Origin of the sequence: Streptomyces sp. MJM8645, assembly GCF_001625365.1 — a bacterium.
In the GTDB taxonomy this organism is placed as follows: Bacteria; Actinomycetota; Actinomycetes; order Streptomycetales; family Streptomycetaceae; genus Kitasatospora.
Window position 1 is genome coordinate 1,792,949 of the sequence record NZ_LJJF01000001.1, and the last position, 20,540, is coordinate 1,813,488.

The 20,540-nt window shown below is 75.1% G+C and carries 18 protein-coding genes; 12 read left to right on the forward strand and 6 right to left on the reverse strand.

What is annotated here, in order from left to right:
* Nucleotides 1–59: 59 nt before the first annotated feature.
* Nucleotides 60–1,055 (reverse strand): GTP 3',8-cyclase MoaA, encoded by a 996-nt coding sequence (gene moaA, locus A6F73_RS07580; RefSeq protein ID WP_063347076.1) that lies wholly within the window; start codon nucleotides 1,053–1,055, stop codon nucleotides 60–62.
* 146 nt (nucleotides 1,056–1,201) lie between these two features.
* Here moaA and A6F73_RS07585 point away from each other — a divergent pair, with 146 nt between their 5' ends.
* The 5 genes from A6F73_RS07585 (at nucleotide 1,202) to A6F73_RS07605 (ending at nucleotide 6,326) form a co-directional block, all read left to right on the forward strand.
* Entirely contained in the window at nucleotides 1,202–1,813 is a 612-nt protein-coding gene (locus A6F73_RS07585; protein WP_208869061.1) for an NTP transferase domain-containing protein, read from the forward strand.
* 164 nt (nucleotides 1,814–1,977) lie between these two features.
* On the forward strand, nucleotides 1,978–2,829 hold the full coding sequence (locus A6F73_RS07590) for a hypothetical protein (RefSeq protein ID WP_244293324.1): 852 nt from the start codon (nucleotides 1,978–1,980) through the stop codon (nucleotides 2,827–2,829).
* A 322-nt stretch (nucleotides 2,830–3,151) separates the two neighbouring features.
* Entirely contained in the window at nucleotides 3,152–3,949 is a 798-nt protein-coding gene (locus A6F73_RS07595; RefSeq protein WP_244293595.1) for a hypothetical protein, read from the forward strand.
* Between the two features lie 168 nt (nucleotides 3,950–4,117).
* Nucleotides 4,118–5,053: a (2Fe-2S)-binding protein gene (locus A6F73_RS07600; RefSeq protein ID WP_107452834.1), complete on the forward strand. Its 936-nt coding sequence runs from the start codon at nucleotides 4,118–4,120 to the stop codon at nucleotides 5,051–5,053.
* A 214-nt stretch (nucleotides 5,054–5,267) separates the two neighbouring features.
* Nucleotides 5,268–6,326, forward strand: a complete 1,059-nt coding sequence (locus tag A6F73_RS07605) for a DUF2637 domain-containing protein (protein ID WP_063347077.1) — start codon at nucleotides 5,268–5,270, stop codon at nucleotides 6,324–6,326.
* A 6-nt stretch (nucleotides 6,327–6,332) separates the two neighbouring features.
* Here A6F73_RS07605 and A6F73_RS07610 read toward each other — a convergent pair whose 3' ends face one another.
* The gene (locus A6F73_RS07610; RefSeq protein WP_079135507.1) at nucleotides 6,333–8,681 is read right to left on the reverse strand and encodes a SpoIIE family protein phosphatase; all 2,349 of its coding nucleotides are present in this window, start codon (nucleotides 8,679–8,681) and stop codon (nucleotides 6,333–6,335) included.
* A gap of 365 nt (nucleotides 8,682–9,046) precedes the next feature.
* Nucleotides 9,047–9,562 (reverse strand): ATP-binding protein, encoded by a 516-nt coding sequence (locus A6F73_RS07615; protein WP_107452835.1) that lies wholly within the window; start codon nucleotides 9,560–9,562, stop codon nucleotides 9,047–9,049.
* A gap of 585 nt (nucleotides 9,563–10,147) precedes the next feature.
* On the opposite strand from A6F73_RS07615, the gene A6F73_RS07620 reads away from it, so the two are divergent.
* The 4 genes from A6F73_RS07620 (at nucleotide 10,148) to A6F73_RS07635 (ending at nucleotide 14,400) form a co-directional block, all read left to right on the forward strand.
* Nucleotides 10,148–10,858 carry an urease subunit gamma gene (locus A6F73_RS07620; protein ID WP_063347078.1) on the forward strand — a complete coding sequence of 237 codons (711 nt, stop codon included), beginning with the start codon at nucleotides 10,148–10,150 and terminating at the stop codon, nucleotides 10,856–10,858.
* Nucleotides 10,855–12,570, forward strand: coding sequence for an urease subunit alpha (locus tag A6F73_RS07625; RefSeq protein WP_063347079.1), 1,716 nt, complete (start codon nucleotides 10,855–10,857; stop codon nucleotides 12,568–12,570). The genes A6F73_RS07620 and A6F73_RS07625 overlap by 4 nt, the downstream gene beginning before the upstream one ends.
* Nucleotides 12,571–12,635: 65 nt before the next feature.
* Nucleotides 12,636–13,682: an agmatine deiminase family protein gene (locus tag A6F73_RS07630; protein WP_063347080.1), complete on the forward strand. Its 1,047-nt coding sequence runs from the start codon at nucleotides 12,636–12,638 to the stop codon at nucleotides 13,680–13,682.
* Nucleotides 13,683–13,800: 118 nt separating this feature from the next.
* A complete protein-coding gene (locus tag A6F73_RS07635) occupies nucleotides 13,801–14,400 on the forward strand; it encodes a TetR/AcrR family transcriptional regulator (RefSeq protein WP_063347081.1) in 600 nt (199 codons plus the stop codon).
* A gap of 234 nt (nucleotides 14,401–14,634) precedes the next feature.
* Here the strand turns inward: A6F73_RS07635 and A6F73_RS07640 are convergent, their stop codons facing one another.
* Both A6F73_RS07640 and A6F73_RS07645 read right to left on the reverse strand, forming a co-directional pair.
* On the reverse strand, nucleotides 14,635–15,282 hold the full coding sequence (locus A6F73_RS07640; protein ID WP_063347082.1) for a response regulator transcription factor: 648 nt from the start codon (nucleotides 15,280–15,282) through the stop codon (nucleotides 14,635–14,637).
* Nucleotides 15,267–16,547, reverse strand: a complete 1,281-nt coding sequence (locus A6F73_RS07645; RefSeq protein WP_063347083.1) for a histidine kinase — start codon at nucleotides 16,545–16,547, stop codon at nucleotides 15,267–15,269. The genes A6F73_RS07640 and A6F73_RS07645 overlap by 16 nt, the downstream gene beginning before the upstream one ends.
* Nucleotides 16,548–16,693: 146 nt before the next feature.
* Between A6F73_RS07645 and A6F73_RS07650 the strand changes: the two genes are divergently transcribed.
* The gene (locus A6F73_RS07650; protein WP_244293325.1) at nucleotides 16,694–17,209 is read left to right on the forward strand and encodes a hypothetical protein; all 516 of its coding nucleotides are present in this window, start codon (nucleotides 16,694–16,696) and stop codon (nucleotides 17,207–17,209) included.
* Between the two features lie 74 nt (nucleotides 17,210–17,283).
* Here A6F73_RS07650 and A6F73_RS43920 read toward each other — a convergent pair whose 3' ends face one another.
* The gene (locus tag A6F73_RS43920) at nucleotides 17,284–18,828 is read right to left on the reverse strand and encodes a protein phosphatase 2C domain-containing protein (protein ID WP_063347084.1); all 1,545 of its coding nucleotides are present in this window, start codon (nucleotides 18,826–18,828) and stop codon (nucleotides 17,284–17,286) included.
* Nucleotides 18,829–19,158: 330 nt separating this feature from the next.
* Here A6F73_RS43920 and A6F73_RS07660 point away from each other — a divergent pair, with 330 nt between their 5' ends.
* Together A6F73_RS07660 and A6F73_RS07665 are read left to right on the forward strand one after the other, a co-directional pair.
* Nucleotides 19,159–19,662: a hypothetical protein gene (locus A6F73_RS07660; RefSeq protein ID WP_159398395.1), complete on the forward strand. Its 504-nt coding sequence runs from the start codon at nucleotides 19,159–19,161 to the stop codon at nucleotides 19,660–19,662.
* Between the two features lie 103 nt (nucleotides 19,663–19,765).
* Nucleotides 19,766–20,431, forward strand: coding sequence for a DUF3105 domain-containing protein (locus tag A6F73_RS07665; protein ID WP_063347086.1), 666 nt, complete (start codon nucleotides 19,766–19,768; stop codon nucleotides 20,429–20,431).
* The last annotated feature ends 109 nt before the right edge of the window (nucleotides 20,432–20,540 follow it).

A 20,540-nucleotide genomic window follows, 5' to 3' on the forward strand; every position in this document is an offset into this window, starting at 1 on the left:
CAGGTCAAGGCGGCGCCACGCGAACCCCGCCCACCATGTCGAAGCTCACACCCCGGGCGTCAGCCGCCGATGGCGGACATCGGGCGGTCGGGCCGGACGAAGTCGGCGGAGTTGACGGCGTGTCCGGGCCCCTTCCCGGCCACCGAGGCCCGCCAGGCCGCCTCGATCCGGTCGTCGTCCGCGCCGCCGCGCAGCAGCGCGCGCAGATCGGACTCCTCCGTCGCGAACAGGCAGTTGCGCAACTGGCCGTCGGCGGTGAGCCGCACCCGGTCGCAGCCCCCGCAGAACGGGCGGGTCACGGAGGCGATCACCCCGATGACGGCGTCCGTGCCCGCGACCCGCCACTCCTCCGCCGGGGCGCTGCCCCGCCGGCCCACGGGCAGCAGGTCGAAGCGCTCCCCGAGCCGCTCCAGGACCTCCGCGGCGGTGACCATCGCCGAACGGTCCCAGGCGCCCTGCGCGTCCAACGGCATCGACTCGATGAACCGCATCCGGTACCCGTGCTCCACCGCGAAGGCCGCCAGCTCCGGGATCTCGTCCTCGTTCACCCCGCGCACCGGCACCGCGTTCACCTTCACCGGCCCCAGCCCCGCCGCCCGCGCCGCCGCCAGGCCCGCGAACACGTCCGCGATCCGGTCCCGCCGCGTGATCCGCGCGAACCGCTCCGGGCGCAGCGTGTCCAGACTGACGTTCACCCGCTCCAGCCCCGCCGCCCGCAGCGCCACCGCCGTGCGGGCCAGCCCGATCCCGTTCGTCGTCAACGACACCTCCGGCCCCAGCGCGGCGATCCGCCCCACCAGGTCCGGCAGGCCCCGCCGCAACAGCGGCTCCCCGCCGGTCAGCCGCACCGAGGCGATCCCCAGCCGCCCGACCGCGATCCGCACCAGCCGCACCACCTCGTCGTCGCCCAGCGCCTGCGCCCTCGGCAGCCAGTCCAGGCCCTCGGCCGGCATGCAGTAGGTGCAGCGCAGGTTGCAGCGGTCGGTCAGCGAGACCCTCAGGTCGGTGTGGACCCGGCCGAAACGGTCCAGCAGCGGGCGCGGTGCGGTGTTCATCGACCCAGTACAGGGGCCGGCGGGCCGCAGGACCAGCGGCCGAACCGCCGGGGGGCGGCCACCACCTGCGGGTTCCCCTTGTGCATTCGTACAACTGTGGGTTCGTACGGCTGCGCGGCGGCGGCCCCGGCGGGCAGGCTGGGCCCATGCAGACCACCGAAGACCGAACCGGGCCCGTCGCCGCACTGGTGCTCGCCGCCGGGGGCGGGCGACGCCTCGGCGGGCGGCCCAAGGCCCTGATCCGGTACGCGGGCCGCCCGCTGGTCGAGCACGCGGTGGCGGTGGTGCGGGCGGGCGGCTGCGCGGACGTCACGGTGGTGCTGGGCGCGGCCGGCGAACGCGTCCGCTCCACGGCACACCTGCCGGGCTGCCGGCTGGTGGCCAACCCGGACTGGGCGGGCGGCATGGGCTCCTCGCTGCGCGTCGGGCTGGCCGCGCTGGCGCCGGAGGTGTCGGCGGTGCTGGTGATGCTGGTGGACACCCCGGGCGTCACCGCGGCCGCGGTGGCCCGGCTGCTGGCCGCGCACCGGGCCGGCGCGGAACTGGCCGCGGCGGCCTACGCAGGGCGGCGCGGGCACCCGGTGCTGATCGGCGCCCGGTACTTCGCGCAGGCGGCCGCGGGCGCCTGCGGCGACGCCGGGGCCCGCACCCTGCTGGCCGCGCACCCGGACGCGGTCACGCTGGTCGAGTGCGCCGACGTCGCCGCCCCGGACGACCTGGACACCCCCGCCGACCTGGCCCGCTGGTCCGCCGGCTGACCGCACCCCGCCGGCCCGGGTGCCCGAAGCACCCGTGGCGGGCACCGGCCGGGCGCACACCCCTGATCCGACCCTGAGGATTGCCCCATTCCGCGCCAAGGACCCACCGTTTCGGGGAGCATGGAAACCGTTCCACCACCCGACTCGAACGGACGGAGCCCGCGATGGCCGGACTGCCCGACGACTTCACCGGACACGACCCCGCGAGGCCAGGGCACGGGGCGGGCGGTGGCGCCCGGGCGATCCGCTGCCCCGCCTGCCGCCGCGAGCACCTCTACGAGCCGCCGTCGCTGCCCTGTCCGTGCGGCGCCTCGCTGAAGGTGCCGCTGCTGCGCGGCGGGGTGCCGGTGCAGGTGCGGTTCCGCTCCTGGGAGGACTCCTGGCTGAGCATGCGCTGCCCGCACTGCGGCCGCTCCGACCAGTGGCCGCAGCCCGAGTTCACCTGCAACTGCGGCGCCACCGTCCGGCTGCCGGTGGACCGCACCACCCGGCTCGGCGGCGGCACGGCCGGCCCGCTCGCCACCCCCGGCCCGCAGGCCTCCCGCCCGTACCCGGCCCACCCGATGAGCACCCCGGTGCCCGCCCCGCCCGGCGGCTCCGGCGGCCAGCCCAAGCCGTTCCGCCACCGCGCGCCGTTCCGCCCGCACCCGGTGCGCACCTCGCAGGACGCGGTCTTCACCGCCGCCCGCTACCTGGAGTGGCTCGGCTTCGACGACCTGGAGCTGACCGAGGCCCAGGAGCGCGACGGGGTGACCCTGCTGGGCAGCCGGATGGTCGCCCAGGTGGACACCTGGACCGAGCCGGCCGACGTGAAGTCGGTCGAGTGCCTGTGGCTGCAGACCCTGCACGCCGAGGAGATGGCCGCCGCCATGTTCACCCTGGCCGGCTACTCCCACCAGGCCACCGTGCGCGGCGAACAACTGCTGGTCGCCCTGTTCAGCCTGGACCTGGCGGGGGTGCCGCAGCCTGCCAACGGCGCCGCCGAGGCCCTGATGGAAACCGGCTGGACGTCCTGACCGACAGGAGGCCACCGGGGCGCATCCGCCAGGGCGCGCCCTGCGGATCAGGCCGGACAGGGCCTAGATCATTTCCCCCGCGAATGCAAGAACCTCCGCTCGTGATCTGGTGCACAAGCTCACCCCCGTGTTGAATTGCCGCCACAGCGCGGGCCCTTGCGCTGCCGTCGCCGTGCCGCCGACAGTCGACGGCGGCGACGCCGGGCAGGGCCGCGCCCCGCTGGATGGCGCACACAAGGAGGTGGCGTTGTCAGAGCACGGATGGGGCCCGAACGGCCCGAACGGGCGGGGGCGGGCGGCAGCGGAGGAGCCGGGCGACACCGTGTGGCGACTGAGGTCCCGGGGGTGCTGGCAGGAGGCGGCCGAACTGCTGCGCCCGGCCGCCGAACAGGACCCGACAGCGGCCCTGGCACGGGCCGAACTCCTCATCGAGCAGTGCCTGTTCACCGCCGCACAGTGGACCCAGGCGGAACAGGCGCTGCGCCTCGCGGAGGCCGTGGTGGCCAGCACCGAGCAGCGCGCGGCCGCAGCCTGCGCCCGCGGCTTCCTGGCGTACGTGGCCAGCGTGCTCGGCCCCCGGGACCGACTGGACGAGGCGCAGGCCGCGCTCGGACGCACCTCGGCACTGCTGCCGCCGGACGCGCCGGGCCGCCCGCTGCTGGACTTCCGGCGCGGACTGGTCGCCGAGAACCTGCTGCGCGACCGCGGCGCCGCCTGGATCGCCTACCGCCGGGCGCACGACGGCGCGGGCGAACGCGGGGACGAACTGCTGCGCTCGTACACCTGGCGCCACCTGGCGGCGCTGGCCCTGGCCCGCGGGGAACGCGACCACGCCCGCGAGGGCTTCGACGCCTCGCTGCGGCTGCGCGAGCAACTCGGCTTCACGGTGGGGGTGGCGCCGGCGCTCGCGGCGCTCGCCGAGGTGTCCGAACCGGCCGAGGCCGCCCGGTTGCGCGCCGAGGCGGCCCGGCTCGTCCACGCCCTGGGCGGCGTACCGGTCTGGCTCGCGCGCCAGTTGGGCACCACCCGCACGCCGGGGCTCCCCCCGGACGGGGCCCACACGCCGGGGCCTCCCCCGGACGGGCGCATCACCCGCGAGACCTGGGGGACAATCAGCTAAGGTGAGCCTAACCTGGCCGGGGTGAGCAGTACCCCGGCCGGGTTCGCCTTGCCGTTCCCCGGGCACCGCCATGCCCCGGTCCGGCCGGGCCCGGGCGGGCCACCACCCCGACCGGGCACCGCCGGGCGGTCCATGGGCGGTCCCCGGTCGACCCGATGGGGCCCGCCCATGACCGCGAGCAGCACCCGGCCCGGCCCCACGCCGTGCGCCCCCCGCACCACCGAGGCGCACGCCCTCACCCCCGCGCCGGCCGCCACCACCCCCGGCGCGACCTCGTACCACCGGCTCACCGCGCTCGCCCCCGTCCTGCGGGTGCGCTGCGCCCCGCCCCGCCGCGGCGACGGCTGGATCCCCGCCGCCGACCTGACCACCCGGCCCGAGGCGGTCCGCGAGCTGATCGCCCACGACGCCCGGCAGGGCCTCGCCCACTACGGGCGGCCGCTGCGCCCGGACGTGGCGGCCGGCTTCGGCCTGCACCGCGTCGTGTGGCCGCTCTCGCTGCTGTTCACGCTGCCGTGGTTCCTGGAGCGCCGGGTCCCGCTGCTCGTCCCGGAGGACGTCTCGGTGCGCCGCGGCACCGACCGGGTGGAGCTGACGGTCCGCCCGGAGGCGTTCGCCTGCCTGCCGGACGACCCGGCGGCCGGCGTGCCGCAGGCCCGTACGGTGCCGGACGGGAACGCGTTGGCCGCCGAACTGCGGTGCGCGCTGGGCGGGTTCCTGGAACCGGTGCTGGCCGCCTTCCGGCCCGAGGTGCGGCGCGGGCCGCGGGTGCTGTGGGCGATGGCCACGGACGCGGCGGTGGAGGGGCTCTGGTACGCCGGCGGGCTGCTCGGGGAGCAGGAGCGGGCGCGCGCCGAGCTGTCCGCGCTGCTGGAGCCCCCGCAGGCGGGCGGCGCGACGGCGGCACCGGCGTGCGCGCCCGGCGTGACCGGCGGCCCCACTCCGGCCCCGTCCCCCTTCACCCCGGGTGCCGGTTTCGCCGCACCGGCGCCCGGGTGCGGGGATGCTTCGGGCACCGACCGGGCCCGGGCCAGCTGCTGCCTCGTGTATACCGCCCAACCGGAGGACATCTGCGGCGGCTGCCCCCGCGTCATGCGGGGTTGACGAAAATACGTGCGAAGCCGGATCCGGAAAGCCCGGAATTCCGGGAATAGCCCGCTTCAAATGCATAAGAAAATGCGATTGTCGCGGGGTCAGAAATCCCTCTACTCAGCGCATTGGCACCGAATCGGCCATTCCCCCGCCGAGCATCCGCCATGATGGTCCCCGCCATCACGACGCAGGAACGCGACGCAGGAAAGCGAGGCTGGTTCCGGCGATGAAATTGTCCGACATACCGCTTGGCTGGGCCGTCACCGGAGGTGCGGGGCTGCTGGTCAGCGCGCTCCTGGTGGCCCTGGTCCGGAGCCGGGGATCCGCCGCCGCCGGAGGGCCGGATTCCTGGGAGCGTTCCGAGGAACGGCGCCGCCGCAAGGAATCCCTGTACGGCGGCGCCTCGTACACGCTGCTGTTCTGCTGCGCGGGTGTCGCCGCCGCGCTGTCCTTCCACGGGCTGGTCGGCTTCGGGGTGCAGAACCTCGGACTGTCCGGCGGCTGGGAGTACCTCGTGCCGTTCGGCCTCGACGGCGCCGCGATGTTCTGCTCGGTGCTCGCCGTGCGCGAGGCCAGCCACGGCGACGCCGCGCTCGGCTCCCGGCTGCTGGTCTGGCTGTTCGCCGGCGCCTCGGCCTGGTTCAACTGGGTGCACGCCCCGCGCGGCTTCGGCCACGCAGGCGCCCCGCAGTTCTTCTCCGGCATGTCCCTCTCGGCGGCCATCCTGTTCGACCGGGCGCTCAAGCAGACCCGCCGGGCCGCGCTGCGCGAGCAGGGGCTCGTCCCCCGCCCGCTGCCGCAGATCCGCATCGTGCGCTGGCTGCGCGCCCCGCGCGAGACCTACGCGGCCTGGTCGCTGATGCTCCTGGAAGGCGTCCGCAGCCTCGACGAGGCGGTGGACGAGGTCCGCGAGGACAAGCGGGAGAGGGCCGTGGAGCGGGAGCGCCGCAGGCTCGCCGGCCGCCGCGAGCGGGCGGAGATCCGGGCGATCAGCCGCAGCAACAGCGCCTGGCGCGGACGCGGCGGCGCCGCACGGCAGTTGGAGTCCGGCTCGGAACCCGCCATAGCCGGCGGGCCCGCGGCGGAGCGGCCCGCCGGGCCGCGCGAGGTCGAGGCCGCCGAGGGCGCGGTGGTGCCCGCCGAGGGCACGGTGGCCCAGCCGGGCCTGCCCGCCCGCCCGGAGCGGCGCACCATCGACCTGACCATCGACGAGGACACCGTGACGCTGCCGCGGCTGGACTCGCTGGAGCGCAAACTGAAGGACCTGGAGCAGCAGTTCGGGTAGCCGGATCTAGGCCGCGGGCGTGCCGCTGAGCTCGAACCACATCCGCTTGCCGGAGCCACGCGGCTCCACGCCCCAGGCGTCCGCCAGCGCCTCGACGAGCATCAGCCCGCGCCCGGAGGAGGCCTGCTCCCCCGGGGTCCGGCGGGTCGGCCACAGGTCCGACTCGTCCTCCACCTCGACCCGCAGCCGGGCCCGGCCGCCGTCCGAGGCCGGCTCCCGGTAGAGCCGGGCGGTGAACATGGCGTCCCGGTCGGTGTGCCGGATGGCGTTGGTGACCAGTTCGGAGGAGAGCAGTTCGGCGGTGTCGATGAACTCGGCGACGCCCCAGCGGCGCAGCGCGTCGCGCAGCTCCGCCCGGACCTCGGAGATCCGCGCCAGGTCGGCCTGGCCGATCCGGCGGCGCAGCTGCTGGGCGGCCAGGCCGCCGGCCGGACCGTCCCAGCGCAGGAGCAGCAGCGCTATGTCGTCCTCGCGCTCGCTGGAGTCGGCGGCCTGGGAGGCGATCCGGTCGGCCAGGTCCTCCAGCGGGTCGCGGGCCGCCTCCTCGGCGCGCGGCAGCGGGCGGGCGAGCGCCCGGGTGAGCCGGGCGATGCCCTCGTCCAGGTCCATGCCGCGCGCCTCGACCAGGCCGTCGGTACAGAGCAGCACCGTCTCGCCCGGGTCCAGGCTGAACCGGGTGACCCGGTACTCCTGGTCCGGGTCGATGCCCAGCGGCAGCCCGCCGGCCACCGGCACCACGGCGGCGGTGCCGTCCGCCCGGCGCACCACCGGGTCGAGGTGGCCGGCCCGGACGGCGTAGACCACGCCGTAGTCCACGTTGACCTCGGCGTAGGCGCAGGTCGCGAAGTGGTCGGTGTCCAGGTCGGCGAGGAAGCGGGAGGCGCGGGCCATCACCGCGGCCGGCGGGTGCCCCTCGGCCGCGTAGGCGCGCAGCGCGATCCGCAGCTGGCCCATGATCCCGGCGGCGTGCACGTCGTGGCCCTGGACGTCCCCGATCACCAGGCCGACGTGCCCGCCCGGCAGCGGCACCACGTCGTACCAGTCGCCGCCGATCTGCAGGCCGGAGCCGGCCGCCAGGTAGCGCACGGCGGTCGTCACCCCCGGCACCGACGGCACGGTGCGCGGCAGCATCACCCGCTGGAGGCCGGCCGCCAGCTCGTGCTCGGCGTCGTGCAGCCGGGCCCGGGCCAGGGACTGGGCGACCAGCCCGCCCAGGGTCGACAGCAGGGTGCGCTCGTCGGCGTCCAGCTCGCGCTCGTCGTCGAAGCTGACCACGCAGACGCCGATCGCCCGCCCGCTGGCCACCAGCGGCAGGAACGCCCAGGAGCCGCGCCCGGTACGGCTGGTCGGCTCCCAGACGTCGGGGTAGGACGCGCGGAACTCCTCGCGGGTCGGGATGAACACCGGCGCCCGGTGGCGCACCGCCTCGGCGGCCGGGTGCCCGGCCGGCAGCACCGTGCGGTCCCAGACCGCCAGCGCCTCGGTCCGGTAGCCGGAGGCGCCGAGCACCTGCGCCCGGCCGGCCTCGAAGGAGGCCAGCACCAGGCCGTCCGGCGGCAGGCCGGGCAGCGGCAGCCCGGTGAACACCCGGGCCACGTCGCGGACGGTGACGGCTTCGGAGAGGGCGCGGGCCGCCTCCTTGATGAACCGGGAGCGCTCCTCGCGCAGCAGGGCCATCCGGTCGGCGCGGTCGCGCTTGTGCAGTTCGACGGTGGCGTCCCAGACGAACCCCACCATCCGCGAGGCCCGGCCGAAGGCGTCCGCGAGCACCCGGCCGCGGAAGCGCACCGCGCGCATGGTGCCGTTGGGCCCGACGGTGCGGTAGTAGGCGCCGCACTGGCCCAGTTCGGCCACCGCGCGCTCGACCCGGCGGCGCACCACCGGCGCGTCCTCGGGGTGCAGCAGGGCCAGGAAGGAACCGGCGGTGCGGTCGAAGCGGCCCTGATCCATGCCGTCCAGGCCGATGATCGCGCAGGCCCGGTGGTCGCCCTCCAGGACGTCGCGGCGGATGTCCCAGTCGAAGGAGCCGATGCCGTTGGCGGCCATCGCGGGCTCCAGCCAGTCCGGCATGGTGTCCGCGGAGGCGGGCGGCAGGCTGCCGGGGAGCACCGTCGCCAGCCGTCCGGCGGCGAGCGCGGGCGCCGGGCGCGGCACGGGCCGGCGCACCGCCTGCGCGGGCGGCTTCGCCCGGCCCGGCCCGGTCGCGGCGGGGCCGGCGGGGGGCTGGTCGACCGTCACGGGAGCGGGACCGGCGGGGTTCGGACCGGTGGTGCGGGCGGAGGCTGCCTGCTGCGGTTCGACGGTGGGCGCACCGGGTGGAAGCGCCGGCCCCGGCGACTCGGGCTCAGTGGGCATGCTGCTCCTGCCGCTGCCGTGGCGGACCGCGCCGACCGTCCGGCCGGGCCGCGTGGCGGTGTGATGGGTGGTGCTGGATCGGACGGTGTCGACGGGCGGGGTCGGTCGAGGTTCGGTCTCCCCGCTGCTTCCCGCACGTGGACACACATTCCCACCATCCTGTCCAATGTTGGGCCGAGCGGCAATGGCAACGGGCCGGAAATCTTCCGTTCCGCCTTCTGTTCTGGGCATGCTTCGAAGGCGAATGAATCGACGGCGAACGGTGCGACGGGCCGCGCGCCCCGCCCGCCCCGCGCCCCCGAGCGCCCCGTGCGCCCTGTGCCCGCGCCCCGAGCCCGTGCCCCGCGCCCCGGGAGCGGCCGGGCTCAGGGCAGGGCGAGCTCGAACCAGGTGACCTTTCCGTCACCCCGCAGCTGCACGCCCCACGCGTCCGCGAGCGACTCCACCAGCAGCAGGCCGCGCCCCGAAGTCGCGTACTCGGCGTCCGGATCGCGGCGCCGGCCGGGCAGCCGGGTCGTGCCGTCCTGCACCTCGATCCGCAGCCGGTGGTCCGACCCGAGCACCGCGTCGAACACCGCGCCCTTGCCGGTGTGCAGCAGCGCGTTGGTCACCAGCTCGGAGGAGAGCAGTTCGGCGGTGTCCGACAGCTCCGGCACCCCCCAGTGGCTGAGCGCCGTCCGCAGCCGCCGGCGGACCGAGCCGACCGCGACCAGGTCGGCCGGGTCGAGCGTCAGGTGCAGCCGGCGGTGCAGGGCGCAGCCGGGGGCCGAGGTGCCCGGCAGGGTCGTCCCGGTGCCGCCGGCTGCGCCCGGGGCGGGCCCGGACCGGTAGGCGTCACCCGAACTCGTCCGCTGCCGCGGGAATCGCGACTGACCGTCCATCAACACATGCCCCCGCCCTCGAATCCGGGCCCCCGCCTCCGGATCCCCCGCCGGCCGGGTGGCCCCTACGTTCTGACCACTCATCCTCATGCCCAGTTGACGGCGTTTGCAACAGTGTGCGTCCGATCACGTGGGGTGAAAGGGGCACGGGGAGGTTCACGTGATCCAACTGCCCGCGCCGGACAGGTTTGCGAAGCGCAGAGCCTGTTTTCGAGCCCGCCCCCGCCCGATCCCGCGCACACCCGGCGCCCGGGCGCCGGCCCGCGCCGCCCTCCCGCTCCCCGTCGCACTCCGCCATGCGCCGGGCCCCGGCCAGCCCCGCCCCGCTCCGCGCGCCCGGCGCACCCCGGCCGCGCGCCTTCCCGGCGGGGCTTCCCCGCGGGCCTTCCCCGCGCGCCTTCCCGGCGGGCCTTCCCCGCAGGCCTTCACCCCCGCCGCGGGCCCGGCGAGCCGAACCCCTGCGGACCGGCAACGCTGGACACAGCGGCCCGGTCCGGGTTCAATGGCCCGAGATGTTTGAACGACGTTCTAACATCGCCCCCGAAAGCCGACCCCCCCTCCCCCGGCGACCGCGAGCGAGGAACCGTGCGACTGACCCCCACCGAGCGGGACCGGCTGCTGATCTTCACAGCAGCCGAACTGGCCCGCGCCCGCCGCGCCCGGGGCGTACGCCTCAACATCCCCGAGGCCACCGCCCTGATCGCGGACACCGTCTGCGAGGCCGCCCGCGACGGCCGGCGCCTGGCCGAGGCCATCGAGGCCGGCCGCAGCGTGCTCACCGCCGACGACGTGCTGCCCGGCGTGCCGGACGTCGTCACCGTCATCCAGGTCGAGGCCGTCTTCGACGACGGCACCCGCCTGGCCGTCGTCAACGACCCGTTCCGGGGCGCCGGCTCGCTCGGCGACGAAGCCCCCGGCGGCGCGCTGATCGGCGCCGGCACCGGCTACGACCCGGTCGAGGAGACGGTGCTGCTGCCCGTCCACAACACCTCCCAGGTGCCGATCTCGGTCACCTCGCACTTCCACTTCTTCGAGGCCAACCCGCGCCTCGCCTTCGACCGCGCCGCCGCCTACGGCACCCACCTGGCCGTCCCGGCCGGCTCCTCGGTGCGCTTCGACCCGGGCGCCACCGTCGAGGTCGGCCTAGTGCCGATCGGCGGCCAGCGCGTCGCGATCGGCTTCGCCGGCCTGGTCGACGGCCCGCTGGACGCGCCCGGCGCGAAGGAGGCCGCCCTGGCCAAGGCCCGCGCGACCGGCTACCTGACCACCTTCGACGACACGGAGGTGCCGTCATGACGTCCATCACCCCCCACGACTACATCTCGGTGCACGGCCCCCGGGCCGGCGACCGGATCCGGCTCGGCGACTCCGGCCTGATCGTCCGCGTCGAGTCCGACTCGCAGGCCCCCGGCGAGGAGTTCCTGGCCGGCTTCGGCAAGACCGCCCGCGACGGACTGCACCTCAAGGCCGCCGCCGTCCGCGACACCTGCGACGTGGTGATCAGCAACGTCCTGGTGATCGACGCCATCCAGGGCATCCGCAAGACCTCGATCGGCCTGATCGACGGCCGGATCGCCTCGATCGGCCGCGCCGGCAACCCCGACACCCTCGACGGCGTGGACGTCGTCGTCGGCACCGGCACCACCATCGTCTCCGGCGAGGGCATGATCGCCACCGCCGGCTCCATCGACACCCACGTCCACCTGCTCTCGCCGCGGATCATGGAGGCCTCGCTGGCCTCCGGCGTCACCACGATCATCGGCCAGGAGTTCGGCCCGGTCTGGGGCGTCGGCGTCAACTCCCCCTGGGCCCTGCGCCACGCCTTCAACGCCTTCGACGCCTGGCCCGTCAACATCGGCTTCCTGGGCCGCGGTTCGTCCTCCGACGCGGCCCCGCTCGTCGAGGCCCTGGCCGAGGGCGGCGCCTCCGGCTTCAAGGTCCACGAGGACATGGGCGCCCACACCCGCGCCCTGGACACCGCGCTGCGCGTCGCCGAGGAGTACGACGTCCAGGTCGCCCTGCACACCGACGGCCTGAACGAGTGCCTGTCGGTGGAGGACACCCTGAAGGTGCTGGAGGGGCGGACGATCCACGCCTTCCACATCGAGGGCTGCGGCGGCGGACACGTCCCCAACGTGCTGAAGATGGCGGGCGTGCCCAACGTCATCGGCTCCTCCACCAACCCCACCCTGCCCTTCGGCCGCGACGCGCTCGGCGAACACTTCGGCATGATCGTCTCCGCCCACGACCTCAAGACCGACCTGCCCGGCGACGCCGCCATGGCCCGCGACCGCATCCGCGCCGGCACCATGGGCGCCGAGGACGTCCTGCACGACCTCGGCGTCATCGGCATCACCTCCTCCGACGCCCAGGGCATGGGCCGCGCCGGCGAGACCGTCCGCCGCACCTTCGCCATGGCCGGCAAGATGAAGGCCGAACTCGGCCCCCTCGACGGTGGCTACGGCACCACCGAGAGCGGCGACGACAACGAGCGCGTGCTGCGCTACATCGCCAAGCTCACCATCAACCCCGCCATCGCCCACGGCCTCTCCCACGAGGTCGGCTCCATCGAGGTCGGCAAACTCGCCGACATCGTCCTGTGGCGCCCCGACCACTTCGGTGCCAAGCCCCAACTGGTCCTGAAGGCCGGCTTCCCCGCCTACGGCGTGGTCGGCGACCCCAACGCCTCCACCGACACCTGCGAACCCCTCGTCCTCGGACCGCAGTTCGGCGCCCACGGCGCCACCGCCGCCGACATCTCCGTCGCCTTCGTCGCCCAGGCCGCCGCCGACGGCGCCTACCTCGACCGCCCCGCCGACGGGCTGCCCACCCGCCGCCGCCGCGTCGGCGTCCGCAACACCCGCGGCATCGGCCCCCGCGACATGGTCCGCAACGCCCGGGTCGGCCGCGTCGACGTCACCCAGACCGGCCTGGTCTCGCTGGACGGCGAACCGCTGCGCTCCGAACCCGCGGACAGCGTCTCGCTCAGCCGCCTCTACTTCCTCTGACGCTTCCGCTGCCACTTCCGCTTCCGCTGCCACCTCCGCCGAACGCCTCCCCCTAGGACTCCCGGATGACCACCCCCACGCCCGCTTCCCTCGGCTACCGGATGCCCGCCGAGTGGCACCCGCACGACCGCACCTGGATGGCCTTCCCCACCGCCAACCCCACCTTCGACACCCCCGAGAACCTGCACGCGGGCCGCGAGGCCTGGGCCGCCGTCGCCAACACCATCGTCCGGTACGAGCCGGTCACCCTGGTCGTCAACACCGGCGAGACCGCGGACGCCCGCAGGTACGTCTCCGAGCAGGTCGAGATCGTCGAGCGCCCGCTCGACGACGCCTGGATGCGCGACATCGGCCCGTCCTTCCTGATCGACGACAAGGGCTCGCTGGCCGCCACCGACTGGATCTTCAACGGCTGGGGCGCCCAGTCCTGGGCCCGCTGGGACGACGACCAGCACATCGCCGAGCACATCAGCGAACTGACGGGCGTCCAGCGCTTCGCCTCCCGGCTGATCAACGAGGGCGGCGGCATCCACGTCGACGGCGAGGGCACCGTCCTGGTCACCGAGACCGTCCAGCTCGGCGAGGGCCGCAACGCGGACTGGACCAAGGAGGAGGTCGAGGCCGAGCTGCACGCCTTCCTCGGCACCACCAAGGCGATCTGGCTGCCGCGCGGACTCACCCGCGACTACGACGAGTTCGGCACCCGCGGACACATCGACATCGTCGCCTCCTTCGTGCGCCCCGGCGTCGTCGTCGCCCACGTCCAGCCGGACCCCGCCCACCCGGACCACGCCGTCTGCCAGGAGCTCGTCGCCATCCTGCGCGCCGCCACCGACGCCCAAGGCCGGGCGCTGGAGGTCATCGAACTGGCCGCCCCCACCGTCCTGCTGGACGAGGACGGCGAGCCGGTCGACTACTCCTACATCAACCACTACGTGGCCAACGGCGCCGTGATCCTGTGCGCCTTCGACGACCCGCGCGACCAGGAGGCCGCCGCCGTCCTCGGCCGCGCCTACCCGGGCCGCACCGTCGAACTCGTCGACGCCCGCGAAATCTTCGCCAACGGCGGCGGCATCCACTGCATCACCCAGCAGCAGCCGAAGTCCGCCTGACCCCAGGCTACTTGAGGCACCTGGGCCACCTTGGGCACCACCCGGCTGCCGGGGCGGGGGCACCTCCCCCGCCCCGGCAGCCTTCCGACCTCCGCACCACCGAGGGAGCGCACCGCACATGGCCGACCCCCGCCCGCGCCGGCCGGCGCGCCCCCGCGAGGAGGTCTTCGCCACCGCCCGGGCCGCGATCGCCGAACACGGGCTCGCCAAACTCACCATGGCCGGGCTCGGCAAACAGCTCCAGATGAGCGCCGGACACCTGCTCTACTACTTCGGCAGCAAGGACCAGTTGCTGCTGGAAACCCTCCGCTGGAGCGAGGACCAGCTCGGCGCCCGGCGCCGTGACGCCCTCGCCGACCGCTCGCGCGACCCCTGGCAGCGGCTCGACGCCTACCTGCGCCTCTACCTGCCCGACGGGGCGGGCGATCCGCGCTGGATCCTGTGGGTCGAGGTGTGGGGGCGCTCCCCCGCCAGCGCCGAGATCCGCCAGGGGCAGCAGGAGATCGAAGCGCCCTGGCAGGCCGACCTGGTCGCCCTCATCGAGGAGGGCACCGCCACCGGCCACTTCACCCCCGGGCCCGCCGCCGACCGGGCCACCCAGATCCGTGCCCTCCTCGACGGCCTGGCCGTCCCCATCGCCATCGGCCTCCCCGCCGCCCACCGCCCCGCCGCCCTCACCCAGGCCGCCGCCGTCACCGCGATCCTCCTGCGCACCTGACCCCCGGGGGCTGCGGCGGGGTGGACAGGCCCTAGGGCGTGTCTTCAAACTCCCGTCGTCCGCCCGGAGGGCGGGCGTGGCGGCGTTGGGGTGCGTGCATCGCAAGGCGGAGGAGGGAGTCCATGCGGTGGGGGCACCTCCCGGCCGAAGGCTGGGGGCCATCGGCGACTGACGACAACGCGGCGAGGTGCGTGCCCCAACGCCGGCGCGCAGGCGGGAGTTTGAAGACACGCCCTAGGACTTGTTCAGGTACGTGAGGACGGCGCGGACGCGGCGGTTGGTGTCGTCGTCGTCGGTGATGCCGAGCTTGCCGAACATCGCGGTGGTGTACTTGCCGATGGCGCTCTCGCTCAGGAAGAGCCGGCGGCCGATGGCCTGGTTGGAGAGCCCCTCGGCCATCAGCCCCAGCACGGCGTACTCGCGTTCGGTGAGCCGTTCGAGCCCCCGGTTCGGTGGCGTGTTGGACAGCAGTCTCGCGATGACGGCCGGGTCCATGGCCGTCCCTCCGTCCGCGACGCGCTCCAGGGCACCGATGAACTGGTCGGCGTCGAACACGCTCTCCTTGAGGAGGTAGCCGACGCCGCCGGAGCCGTCCGCCAGGAGCTCCCGGGCGTACAGCTGCTCGACGTGCTGGGAGAGGATGAGGACCGGCAGCCCGGGCATCTCGCCGCGGGCGGCGAGGGCCGCCCGCAGCCCCTCGTCCGACTGGGTCGGCGGCATGCGGACGTCGATGACGGACACGTCCGGGCGCCACCTGCGCAACGCGTCGAGCGTCTCGGGCCCGGTGGCGGCCGTGGCCACCACCTGGTGCCCGCAGGCCTCGATCAGGCGGACCATCCCGTCACGCAGGAGGTAGAGGTCTTCGGCTACAACGATTCGCATGGCACCGTCATCCTGACACGGGTCGGACCGCCCGACGGACTGGTGACCTCCAGGGTGCCGTCGAAGGCCGCGAGCCGGCGGCGCAGGCCCGCCAGCCCGCCGCCGGCCCGGACGTCGGCCCCGCCCCGGCCGTCGTCCTCGACCTCGGCGACGACCGCGGCGGCGACACCGGTGCCGTCCCGCGTGAGGGAGATCCGCACCCCGGACGCCCCGGCGTGCCGGACGGCGTTGGTCAGCAGCTCGGCGACGCCGAAGTAGACGGCGGACTCGATCGGCGGGTCCAGGCGCAACAGGGCGTCGGCGCTGACGGCCACCTCCAGCGGGACGTCCAGGGCGAGCGCGCGGACGGCGTCGACGAGCCCCCGCTCGCTCAGCACCGGCGGGCTGATCCCCCGGATCAGGTCGCGGAGTTCGGCCAGCGAGGCGGTGGCACCGGCCTGCGCGTCCCGCATCAGCGCCCTGGCCTGGTCGGGGTCACGCTCCATCAGCTTCCCGACGGTCGCCAGGGAGAGCCCGAGCGCGACCAGGCGGGCCTGCGCCCCGTCGTGCAGATCCCGTTCGATCCGGCGGATCTCGGCGGCCTGCGCGACCGTCACGTCCGCCCGCTGGGCGGTCAGTTCCTCGACCCGCTCCGCCAGCGCCATCGCCGGCGACGGGCGCAGGAAGCGGACCGCCACCGGCACGACGGGCCGCCAGGCGTACGGGGCGGAGGCCACGGCCACGACCGCGCCGAGCGCCCCGGCCAGGCCCGCGGCGGATTCCGGCCCGCCGAACCCGAGGACCGCGCAGGCCGCCACGACCACCCCGGCCGGCGGGAGGCACGCGAGCAGACCGGCGGTGAACGGCGCGATCCCCGCGAACCGCAGGTCGCGCCAGTTCGCCGGGTCCCGCCAGCGGACCCGCCAGCGCTGGTCCATCAGCGCGTCCCGGCGGGTGCGCTCGTAGGAGAAGCCGTTCCACCAGAACCCGGTGGACATCCGCGTCACCGGCCCGGCCTGCCGGTATCCGGCGGGGATCACCGTGGCGGTCCACCGCGCGACGAGGAAGCGGACGATCCGGCAGACGGGGCGGGGCAGGGCGAGCGTGCCCACGCCCACCAGCACGAACGGCGCCGTCCACGACCACGGGTTGCCCGCCCCCCACCAGACCCCCAGCGCCACGGCCGCGGCCCACACGGCCGGCAGCAGCAGGCAGACGGCCGCCACGACACACGCCCGCACGAACCCCACCCCGGCGCGCGCCACCCACGAACCCAGCCGTCCCACGTCTCTCCCCTTCCGTACGGTGCTCCCACTGTGCACCGCGCCGAGCCCGCCACCGCCCAGATCGGCCGGGGAGTGGGGCTGGCCCCACCCACGTGTGGGCCCAGACCGATACCGCCCCGGCCGGGCGGTTCGTAGCGTCGGTGGACATGGACACCAACACGCACCGCACGGACACGCACCACACGAAGATGCACCGCACGAACGCCCACCGCACGGACATGCCCGGCAGCGACATGCCCGGCACGCCCGAGGCGGCGCTGCTCCACGACCCCCGTACCCGGCGGGCCTTCGGCACGGTGACGGCCTGTATCAAGGTCTACGGCGCGCTCGGCGCCGTCGCGTTCCTGGCGGTCGTCGCGGTGGCGGGCAACGGCCACCCGGTGAACACGTTCATGTGGGTCCGGGCGGTGCTGCTGCCGGTGGTCGCCGTGCTGCTCCACCGGCTGGCGGTCGCCGCCTCCCGAGGGTCCCGCCGGGCCTTCGAACGACTGGGCGCCCTCACCGTCATCATGCCGATCGCCATCATCGGCGTCGACCTGATCCCGGGCGTCTGCCCGCCCTGGTACGCCGCGGTGCAGACCGTCTGCATGCTGCCCGTCCTCCGGGCCGCGGTCACCGTCCGCGGCTCCGCGCTGCGCGCCGCCTTTCCCAAGGCGCGCTGACCGGGCGTCGGGCGCCTGGTGCGCGGTCGGCGTCCGGTCGGCGTTCGGTCGGCCATTCGGTCGTCAGCCGGTCGTCAGTCGGTCCAGACGGCGGCGGCCGTACGGTCGTCGGCGTAGCCCTTGGCGCGGACCTGGACCTGGCGGAGGAAGTCGACGGTGCCGGGCGGATGCGGGTGGGCCCAGTGGGTGGACAGGAAGTGGGCGACGGCCGGCTCGTCGGCGATCGGGCGGGCCAGACCGGGGGTGCAGAGCAGCAGCACGTCGCCCGGGGTGGCGGGGACCAGCCGGAAGCGGAACGGCCTCGGCTCCTCCGGCGGCTGCTGGCCGTCCGGGTGGTGCAGCAGGCGGGCCGCGTAGGCGTCGATCCAGTGGCCGGAGCGCAGCAGGTAGAGCCCGCCCGGGCCGACCCCGAAGGCCGCCCGGTGGCCGGCCGCCGGGTCGAGCGACAGCAGCAGGCAGTGCAGCGAGGCCGGGGACGGCGTGCCGTCCTCCTCGTTTCCGGGCACGAGCGCGCGCAGCGGGGCGACGGCGCCGGTGGCGAGCCGCTGGAGGCCGTAGCGCAGCCGGTCCCGGGCGCCGTCGCGCAGGTCGGCGGCCAGGCCCTCGCGACTGCGGCCGACCGCGGCGGCCAGATGGCGGCAGGCCTCACGGGTGCTGGTGGCGACGGCCTCCGGGGGAAGCGCCTCGTCCGCGGCGGTGCCGGTCCGGTCGATGCCGGCGAGCACGGCGAGCAGCAGCCCGTCCGGGCCGTCCCCGAACCTGGTGACCAGCAGCGCGTCGCGCCGCGACTCGCCCCGGAAGCGGGCGGAGTCGCCGCGGACGGAGACGGCGCGCAGGACGGACGGCCCGTACTGGGCGCCCTCCAGGACGGTGTCCGGCACCAGCGCCCCGAGGACGCCCGGATCCGCCTCCGGGACGGCGGTCGGCTCCGGCCCGTAGGTCGGTGGGCGCTCGCCGATGTGCGGCACGGTGGGGGCGCCGTCGGCGAGCGGCGAGCGGACGGCCGGGCGCGGGTCGGGGACGGTGGTGGTGGCGGTGGCGGTGGCGAGGGTGTCGGGTTCCGGGGCGGGTTCGGGTTCCTCGGCGGCGGCCTCGGGTTCGGGCTCGGGCTCGGGCTCGGCCTCGGGCTCGGCCTCGGGCTCGGCCTCGGGGGTGGGCTCGGGGGTAGGCTTGTCCAGGGAGACCGGGGCGACAACTGGTGCGGGCGCGGTCTCGGCTTCGGGTCCCGGGGCGTCAGGAGCGATGGCCGGGGCGGGGACGGTGGCGTGGGGCTCCTCGTCCGTCCGCTGGGGTCCGATGACGCCGATCGCGGTGTCGAACCAGTCGTCGATGCTGTCCCGTTCCAGCACCTCGTCCGCTACCGGCACCGCCGCCGACGACTCCGGCTCCGGCTCCGGCTCCGACTCCAGAACCGGCTCCGCGTCCAGGACGGGCTCCGGTTCGGCCGTGCGCTGCTGGCCGATGAGGCCGACCGCCGTATCGAACCAGTCGTCGACGCTGCCGTCGCCGGGGTCCGCGTGCGGGGTGTCGGGGAGGGTGCCCGCCGGGCCGTCGTAGACCGTTTCCCACCAACCGTCGTCCGGCCGGTGCGGCTGTGCGGGGGCACCCTGCTTGCTCATCTGGCGGCTCCTGGTCGGTCCGTGGTCGCGCCGCCCCCGGCGGGGCCGGACTCGACGTCATTGTCTCCAAGTGCAACGACGCTGTCCGGGTTTCGGCGACAACCGGTCAGCGCCGGGCCGTTCCCGGCCACCGCGTCGACCTCGGGTTTCACCGGGAAGTCCGGCGCCGCGTCCACCCCCGGGTTCACCCCTGCGTTCGGTCCCGTTCCGTCCGTGCTTGCCGGATGTGCCCGGAGCAGGGCGTTTCCGGGGTGTTCGGGTCCGGGAGCGGCCGAAAATGGGGGTCGAGGAGGGGCATCGCTTCACTCGTTCGGCTGATTAAATGTGCGCATGACCGCGTCGGCCCCCAGCTCACCCCGACCGGGGAGGGCCGCACCGGCGGGCCGCCCGGTGGGTGTGCTGTGGGTTCTGCTGCTGGTCGCGCTGCTCACGACGCTGCCGTGCGCCGGTCAGTCGAAGGCGGTCGGCGCGCACGCCGCTCCGATGCCGACCACCGTCACCGCCGTCACCGTCACCGTCACGACGGTCTCCAGTCACGCCCCGCACGCCGGCCCCGCAGCCAAGGCCTCCGACCAGCGCCAGCGCGCCGGCGAGCAGCGGCACTGGACGTGGTGCACCGCCGACGGCGGGCAGCCCCGCCGTGACAACGGCTGCTCCAGCCACCCGTACTGCGCGCAGGACGCCCAACTGCCGAACCCGCCGCCGCATCCGCAGCCGGCCGCGTCACCGCTCGCGCCGGCAGCCGAGGCGCTGCCCAGGGTGGTGCCCGCCGGGCTGCTGGACGGTCCGCATCCGGCACCCGATCTACACGAGCTGCAAGTACACCGGTCCTGAGCGGAACCCACCGCCCGGCATCCGCCGGCGGATCCGCCCCTCCCCTTCTTTCAGCTGACCGCCGCGCCACCAGCAGTGCGCGGCGGGGACAAGGACAACCACCATGGGTTCCGCCTCGAAGCAGTCCGGCAAGCAGTCCGGCAAGCCCGGCCCGACCGACCGCCGCGCCCGGATAGCCGAGCTGCGCGCCGGCGAGCAGCGCCGCGACCGCCGCAACAAGGTCATCGCCTCGGTCGCGGCCGGTGTGCTGGTGATCGGCGCGATCGCCACCGGCACCTGGATCGTCATGGACGCCAACCAGAGCAAGAAGAAGGAGCAGGCCGCCGCCAACGCGGACATCCCGGGCGTGCAGACCTTCGGCGAGCTGAGCCGCACCCACGTCAAGGACAAGGTCAGCTACCCGATGACCCCGCCGGTCGGCGGCGACCACAACGCGATCTGGCTGGACTGCATGGGCCACGTCTACGACCAGCCGGTCGAGAACGAGCGCGCCGTCCACTCGCTGGAGCACGGCGCGGTCTGGGTGACGTACAACGGCAAGGCGACGCCGGACGACATCAAGACCCTGTCCGACAAGGTCAAGACCACCCCGTACTCGCTGATGAGCCCGTACCCGGACGAGAAGGGCGCCATCACCCTGAACGCCTGGAGCACCCAGCTGATCGTGGACAGCGCGAGCGACCCCCGGGTGAACCAGTTCTTCACCAAGTACGTCCAGGGCAAGCAGACCCAGGAGCCGGGCGCCTCCTGCACCATGGGGCAGATGTGACCGCCGACGCGGCGCTGCCCGAGGACGGCTCCGAGCACGCCGCCGAGGAGTTCGCGGACGAGGCCGGGGCGCCGCGCCCGGCCCGTCGGCGGCTGTGGTGGCCGGCCGC

Coding starts and splice junctions, on each gene's coding strand:
- A6F73_RS07610 (WP_079135507.1), bottom strand. CDS start 8,681: ATGCCCACTGAGCCCGAGTCGCCGGGGCCGGCGCTTCCACCCGGTGCG.
- A6F73_RS07650 (WP_244293325.1), top strand. CDS start 16,694: ATGGACACCAACACGCACCGCACGGACACGCACCACACGAAGATGCAC.
- A6F73_RS07630 (WP_063347080.1), top strand. CDS start 12,636: ATGACCACCCCCACGCCCGCTTCCCTCGGCTACCGGATGCCCGCCGAG.
- A6F73_RS07660 (WP_159398395.1), top strand. CDS start 19,159: ATGACCGCGTCGGCCCCCAGCTCACCCCGACCGGGGAGGGCCGCACCG.
- A6F73_RS07640 (WP_063347082.1), bottom strand. CDS start 15,282: ATGCGAATCGTTGTAGCCGAAGACCTCTACCTCCTGCGTGACGGGATG.
- A6F73_RS07665 (WP_063347086.1), top strand. CDS start 19,766: ATGGGTTCCGCCTCGAAGCAGTCCGGCAAGCAGTCCGGCAAGCCCGGC.
- A6F73_RS07625 (WP_063347079.1), top strand. CDS start 10,855: ATGACGTCCATCACCCCCCACGACTACATCTCGGTGCACGGCCCCCGG.
- A6F73_RS07590 (WP_244293324.1), top strand. CDS start 1,978: ATGGCCGGACTGCCCGACGACTTCACCGGACACGACCCCGCGAGGCCA.
- A6F73_RS07605 (WP_063347077.1), top strand. CDS start 5,268: ATGAAATTGTCCGACATACCGCTTGGCTGGGCCGTCACCGGAGGTGCG.
- A6F73_RS07585 (WP_208869061.1), top strand. CDS start 1,202: ATGCAGACCACCGAAGACCGAACCGGGCCCGTCGCCGCACTGGTGCTC.
- A6F73_RS43920 (WP_063347084.1), bottom strand. CDS start 18,828: ATGAGCAAGCAGGGTGCCCCCGCACAGCCGCACCGGCCGGACGACGGT.
- A6F73_RS07635 (WP_063347081.1), top strand. CDS start 13,801: ATGGCCGACCCCCGCCCGCGCCGGCCGGCGCGCCCCCGCGAGGAGGTC.
- A6F73_RS07615 (WP_107452835.1), bottom strand. CDS start 9,562: ATGGACGGTCAGTCGCGATTCCCGCGGCAGCGGACGAGTTCGGGTGAC.
- A6F73_RS07600 (WP_107452834.1), top strand. CDS start 4,118: ATGACCGCGAGCAGCACCCGGCCCGGCCCCACGCCGTGCGCCCCCCGC.
- moaA (WP_063347076.1), bottom strand. CDS start 1,055: ATGAACACCGCACCGCGCCCGCTGCTGGACCGTTTCGGCCGGGTCCAC.